This is a genomic window from uncultured Clostridium sp. (assembly GCF_947036855.1).
Lineage (GTDB): Bacteria > Bacillota > Clostridia > Clostridiales > Clostridiaceae > Sarcina.
In genome coordinates, this window is record NZ_CAMQRY010000127.1 from 1 (window position 1) to 6,346 (window position 6,346).

6 protein-coding genes and 1 pseudogene are annotated in these 6,346 nt (G+C 26.7%); 1 reads left to right on the forward strand and 6 read right to left on the reverse strand.

Annotated elements, in window-relative coordinates:
• Together Q0V15_RS10870 and Q0V15_RS10875 are read right to left on the reverse strand one after the other, a co-directional pair.
• A partial coding sequence (locus tag Q0V15_RS10870; RefSeq protein ID WP_297438902.1) for a collagen-binding domain-containing protein occupies window positions 1-1,499 on the reverse strand: 1,499 nt, incomplete at its 3' end.
• A 436-nt stretch (window positions 1,500-1,935) separates the two neighbouring features.
• The gene (locus Q0V15_RS10875; RefSeq protein WP_297438904.1) at window positions 1,936-2,991 is read right to left on the reverse strand and encodes a mechanosensitive ion channel family protein; all 1,056 of its coding nucleotides are present in this window, start codon (window positions 2,989-2,991) and stop codon (window positions 1,936-1,938) included.
• Between the two features lie 134 nt (window positions 2,992-3,125).
• On the opposite strand from Q0V15_RS10875, the gene Q0V15_RS10880 reads away from it, so the two are divergent.
• Window positions 3,126-3,557 (forward strand): hypothetical protein, encoded by a 432-nt coding sequence (locus tag Q0V15_RS10880; protein WP_297438906.1) that lies wholly within the window; start codon window positions 3,126-3,128, stop codon window positions 3,555-3,557.
• A 76-nt stretch (window positions 3,558-3,633) separates the two neighbouring features.
• Here Q0V15_RS10880 and Q0V15_RS10885 read toward each other — a convergent pair whose 3' ends face one another.
• The 4 genes and pseudogenes from Q0V15_RS10885 to Q0V15_RS10900 form a co-directional block, all read right to left on the reverse strand.
• A complete protein-coding gene (locus Q0V15_RS10885) occupies window positions 3,634-4,533 on the reverse strand; it encodes an LCP family protein (protein ID WP_297438908.1) in 900 nt (299 codons plus the stop codon).
• A gap of 233 nt (window positions 4,534-4,766) precedes the next feature.
• Window positions 4,767-5,732: a GTPase domain-containing protein gene (locus Q0V15_RS10890; protein WP_297438910.1), complete on the reverse strand. Its 966-nt coding sequence runs from the start codon at window positions 5,730-5,732 to the stop codon at window positions 4,767-4,769.
• A 5-nt stretch (window positions 5,733-5,737) separates the two neighbouring features.
• Complete coding sequence (locus Q0V15_RS10895; protein ID WP_297438912.1) at window positions 5,738-5,950, reverse strand: hypothetical protein; 213 nt, start codon at window positions 5,948-5,950, stop codon at window positions 5,738-5,740.
• Between the two features lie 9 nt (window positions 5,951-5,959).
• Window positions 5,960-6,346 (reverse strand): annotated as a pseudogene (locus Q0V15_RS10900) (hypothetical protein); the annotation flags it as partial.

Below are 6,346 nucleotides of genomic sequence, written 5' to 3' on the forward strand. Positions count from 1 at the left end.
TTGTATACTGTAAATTCAGCTCCAGCTAAGAATTTCTTAGCATCGTCTGCATCTATCTTTATTATTTCTAAGTATCCATTAATTGGTGTTGGTGGTATCGGCTTTTCTATCTCTTTATTCTCAACTATTTCAGAATATGGACTTTGTTTATGCTCTTCTGTTATCATAAACTTTTTCCATCCATCAACATTAGCCCCTTCTGGCCTAATTATTTCATATCCTTCAGGTGGTGTCTTTTCTCTATATCCATAAACTCCTAACTCTAAATCATTTAATAGTATTTTCCCATTCTCATCTGTTTCTTTTTCTATTATTGTTCCATCTGGTTTTCTTATCTCAAATATAGCTTTAGATAAACCTTCCAATGTCCCCTCTGCTACTTTTGTTAATTCAAATGAACCTTTTACAACTTCTGGAGGCGTTAATTCATCAAATAGATCCCAATCAAACACAAAATTATGAACTTCGGCTCCAAACCCAACTCCATCTTTTCCTGGAATTTGGTTTAAATTTTTTGTATATACTTGTCCATTTATAGACCCACCATGAATATTAGTTATAGCATTAGGAGCTATTATAGTTCCAGGAATCTCTTTTTGAACCGCTATTACCTCTTTAGCATTAGGAAATACCCATAATATTTTTGGAGCTAACTCTCTAACTAATTCTTTCTCTATTGTTGTTGAAATTTGTTTATCTCCATAATATATTTGATCTCTAAAATTTACGCTTTTAGCATTAGAATATATTATAAGCCTATCCTCTTCCCCTAATATCGGCAACTTAAAACTACCATATTCTCCTTTTATTTCAAATAATTCATTAGTTCCTTTTTCAGTATTTGTTAAAACTTTAGTATTCGTAGTACTTGTAATACCTAAATGTCCATTTATCTGAGAATTTTCATTTACTTTTAAATTCTCCACAATTTTAATTTTTTCATTTATTTCATTTTTAATCTCTTCAAAGAGTTGATTAACCTCATCATCTTCAACTAAAAAATCTCCTTTATAATAATGGCCTTCTTTAATTAGCTTTTCTTTATCCGTAACATTTTTTGTGATACCTGCAAAACCTGATGCTATTCTTGTAAATCTTTGCTTATTTTCCTCTCCATGTTCTACACTTGTTACAATACCATTATCTATAATTTTACCACCTAATAATAAAACCGGTACTGAATAATCTATTATAGGATGTCCTATTGCAACACTATTTTCTTTATATGCTGCTCCAATATCAAATGACATTCTCTCAGTTGGCGCATTCAAATCCCCTTTTATAGCCAATCTACCTTCTACATCTGCTTGAGATGCTGTATGATTTCCCCATACTACTGCATTATACGTTTTATAATCACCTAAACTTTTTATTATTTCTGGTCTTTTCTTTTCTGATTCTTCTGCTTGAACTTCCGTTATATTTGACCAAATTAAATTTGTACTTAATAACGTAGCTAAAACTAATGCTATTTTTCTCTTCACTTTTCTAAATTTCAAAATGTATATTCCCCCTATATTTTATTCAAATTTCATTTTCCTTTCAAAATAAAAATATTTTTTTTCAAAAACAGCTTTTCCCTTTTAAAAGTTATTTTTGTAATTAATTTACATTTATTTTAACATCAAAATTATATTTATTCACTATCTATTTTCTTTGAAAATCGTTTTAATTTGTTAACTTTTAGTGAACTACATGTTTTTTCAATTTTATTTTTATTTTTTGTCTATTTCATCTTAAAATTAGTATATAAGCCACAAAAAAGTTATAATATAAAATTTAAACTGGTTAAACTTTACATTATAACTTTTCATTTTTTCAAAAATTCATATTTTAGACATATAATTTTATATGCAAATATCATGTTTTTTTAAAGTAAAACAGAATATTTATTCACTTTTCATCAGTATATACATAGATATATCACTCTAAAATTCATTCCCCTTTATTTCCCATAACTGAATATGCAAATTTTACATCATAATGTTCAAATATAGATATTATAGCCATATTAATTTCTTCTTTGATTTCTTCATATCTCATAAATCCAACTAAATCTATATAGAAGTATGTGAAAACAACATATCCTACCGGTGTTATATCAGTAAGTTTAACTATTATAAGCTCTGTTTTAACTTCTTCTATAGATTTTATAGCTATTTCTACACCATCTAATATTTTCTCAAGTTTCTTAACTTTTGTATTTAAATCTACTGTAATAGTAAAAGTTATTCTCCAGCAATCTCTTTTACTATAATTTATTATATTATTACTTGTTAGTTTAGAGTTTGGAACTGTTACGAGTGATTTGCAAAAAGTTCTAATTCTCGTACTTCTAAAAGTTATTTCTTCAACTATCCCTTCTGCTTCATGTGCTTTTACCCAATCCCCAAGGGCAAATGGCTTATCTAAAACTATCATCATTCCTCCAAATAAATTAGAGCAAGTATCTTGTGCTGCAAAAGCTACCACTACACCACTTATTCCAAGTCCTGTTAAAAATCCTGTTAGTCCAAATTCATGAGCTATAGTAATTACTGCTATTATTACTATTATTACTCTTATTATTATTGCTACAAATGGAAATACTACTTTTTTATCTCCACCATCTTCTACTGCTTCATGATTAAAAACAGTGTTTTCAAGTGTTAGATTATATAAAAACATACTTATAGTTAAAACTATTATTATTTTCAAAAATTTTGCACTAGATAACATATCACTCGGCATTCTATCTATTTTAATAATAATTAAAGCAAGATAAATACCGAAGCCACCAACTAAAAATTTTAAAGGTTTCCCAATTGCATTCACTATATTATCATCAAATCTAGTTTTATTTTTTGATAATATTTTACTAACTATTTTTATTATTCTATCTATCACAAGTTTATTAATACTTATAAAAATTAAAACTACTATTGCTGCTAATAATATTTGTTTAAATGATAACTTTAAAATATTATTGAAAAATACTTCTATATGATTCACGAGTCTACCTCTTCTTTCTATTATTACTACTATTTTTTGATTTAATTTCAATTATTATACTTAGTATTTTAGTTATTATAATCATTTTTTATAAATATAATTATTATAGAAATATTTTTTAGGAGGTCCTCAATATGACTGTTTTTTTAGTTCTTCTATGTTTAGCTCTTATTATCTGCACTGCTTTTACATTTTTTTATTTTGATAGTAAAGCTAGAGAAGTTAGGAAGCAATATCGTCTACTCAGCAATCAGTACAACTCTTTAAAATCTAAAGTTTCTCCTAGTATTGAAAGCTTTAAAAAACTTAAAATAAAATATGTCAATCCATCATTTTCTTCTGGTATAACTAAACAAAATGTTTTTGTATACTTAACTCCTATTGATAAAAGCAAATCAGTTGCTAAAATCATAGAGGTTTGTGATATCCCTATATTTGAAGAATGTGTTATTGCTAATGAAATTTGGCTTTATGTACATCTTGATTCTGATAATAATATAAACTCTCGTGGTTGGATTCATAAAAGAGATTTTTCTTTTTTAAAGGATAAAATACAAATCATTTAATGTACTTATTATAAATACATAGATGCAAAAAAGAGATATCAGTTTAATCAACCGATATCTCTTTTTTATTTTAATATTAATTTTTCTTAAAAGATTCTCTTACATCCTCAAATATGAAGTTTCTCATAGCTTCTCCTGCTATATCTAAATCATATTTCAGATAATAAAGGCCACCTATTGTTGTTCCTGTTCCTTCACCATCTCTTGGGAATCTTTCTTGCTCAAGTCCAGCACTCATTACACTTGCATATTCTGTTCCTATACCAAGCATATCTGTAACATCCATATTTGTTGTTACATGTGGAAGGAATGATGTTACAAGTTCTGGATAGTCAGCTACACCTTTATATCTAAAACTCTCATACATTGATTCCATTATATTTCTTTGTCTTTGTGTTCTCTGGTAATCTCCACCTGATGCATATCTTATTCTTGCATATTCAAGAGTTTGGGCACCATTTAATGTATGTACTCCAACACTCGAAATTCCTGTTAAATGTGAAACTTCCTCACCTGTTACGTTTATTTGTATTCCACCTAAAACATCAATTATAGCTGAAAGTGATTTAAAGTTTACACTTATATAGTCTTTTATATTAAGTCCAAAATTTTGATTTAAAGTTTTAATCGCAAGTTCTGGTCCTCCAAATGCATATGCATGGTTTATTTTATCCATTTTACCATTTATATCAACATAAGAATCTCTCATTATAGATGTAAGTTTAACCTTATTATGTGTTTCATCTAAAGTTAAAATCATTATAGAATCTGAACGTCCCTGTGTACCATTTTGTGAATCAACTCCAAATAAAGCTATATTTCTTATATTTTTTTGTTCTTCTGTTAAATTTTCACTTATAGCAAGTTTACTTTCATCTACTTCTAGTTTAACATAGCTACCTAAAACTGATGATACATAAAGAACTCCTCCTATAATAAGTGCTAACATAGTTAAAAACACACCAATTATTATCATTTTCTTTTTATTTTTCGGAGCTTTTTCATTTCGCTCTTGTCTATTACCTCTAATTTAAATCTCCCCCTTAAACATACATTTCTAAAGTTAATTTTAACAAATTTTTACTATTTAGTCTTATATATTAACTTATCTTAATAAAAAACTAATAGATAATCAATAAATAAGGAACTACCTTAATTAAGGTTCTTTCTCACCTTTTGGTAAGAACCCTTATTAGCAGTTCCTTATATTTACTTTCCTATCTCTTTTATTATATTCTCTACTTCATCTAGCCAATACTTTTCTAATTGTTTCTCAACTTTATCTAACACTGCAAAATTATAAGTTCTTTTATTCTTATCTGGTAAATATAATCCTGAGTTTATATTTATTTTTTCTAAAGCTTCTTTTGTATCTTCTCCATATAAAATTTTATATTTTAAATACATCTTCATTAATATATCTTTAATCTCTTCATTAAGCGAATTTTCAACTTCTTTTAAATATTGATTAAAATCATCAACAAGTTCAGTTTCTGTTCTTCTTTTATCCTTACTTATAAATAACTTTTTATTACTATTAAGTTCATTCTTACATCTAAGTTTCCATGTAGTAGCCTTCCTAGATACATTAACAGTAATTTCTTTTTCTATTGAAGTAAATATTTTATTACTTACTTTCTTCCTAATTGCATGAAAAAAATCTTCTTTCCCATAACTTATACTTTTTTCACCAGTTATATATACTTTATTTTCTGAATTAACTTTTATAATTTCACCATCTGTAAATCCAATTACATGCATCTGATTAAATACGTTATTATCATTTCCCTTTGTAATATCATCTGCTGTTATAACTAAAATTAGATTTTTATTATTCCTTCGTATTTCAAGTATCTTCTTAATTTCCTTTGTTGAAACTTTTTTAACTCCAGTATTAATACAATATATAATCATATCAAACCCTGCTTTTTCTTTGCTCAATTCAAATAATGCTAACCTAGGTTTTTCTGATAACTCTAACTCTTCTATACCCTTAGTATCATATAAATTTATGCTTGTCTGATTATATTTATACTCATATCTTTCAATGCTCTCTTTTGACCCTATACCACCTGCTGAAACACTTGCAACTTCCTTATCACATATATAGTTAACTAATGAACTTTTTCCTGCCCCTGTTTTTCCAAGAATAAGTAAGTTTAAAATATTAGCCACTTCACTCACCTCCTACTCTCTAATATTATTGCTTTTTTAATCTCAATATCACTTATACCCTTCGCTATTTTTTCTTCTCTATTATCTACATCTTTAATATAATTTTTTTGAAGAATTTTAGAAACTTTACTTCCAAGTTCTTTTGTAATACTAATCATGATATCTTTTTCTATACATATATTCTCCAAATCTATATTTTCTAAATCTATTTTATTCATAAAGCCCTCCTAAATTATATTATTTTCTCTAAGTTTATTTTTAATATCTTCTTTTATGCCTTTCATAAGTTCTTCTATTTTAGATGCAATTATTTCATCTAGAATTTCATCAACTTGTTCTTCAATTATATTTCTATGATGAATATGCTCAACTTTTTCTGATTCATCAACAGTAAAGCTTGCTTCTATGATAATATCTTTTTCATCAACACTCGTATTTTCTCTTTTTTTCATTTTATCAACTTTTTCTTTTATATCATCATTAGAATTTTTCTTTTCATCTTCTACTTTTTGTTTCTCATCTTTTTCAAGCTTTTCTTGCCTTTCTTTCTCTAATTTTTCTCTATCTTCTTTTGCCTTTTTTTCATTATTTTTTCTAGTTTCTTCTGCTTTTTT

Excerpts from the sequence above, each read along its gene's own strand:
- Q0V15_RS10880 (WP_297438906.1), top strand. The coding sequence starts at position 3,126 with ATGACTGTTTTTTTAGTTCTTCTATGTTTAGCTCTTATTATCTGCACT.
- Q0V15_RS10885 (WP_297438908.1), bottom strand. The coding sequence starts at position 4,533 with ATGATAATAATTGGTGTGTTTTTAACTATGTTAGCACTTATTATAGGA.
- Q0V15_RS10895 (WP_297438912.1), bottom strand. The coding sequence starts at position 5,950 with ATGAATAAAATAGATTTAGAAAATATAGATTTGGAGAATATATGTATA.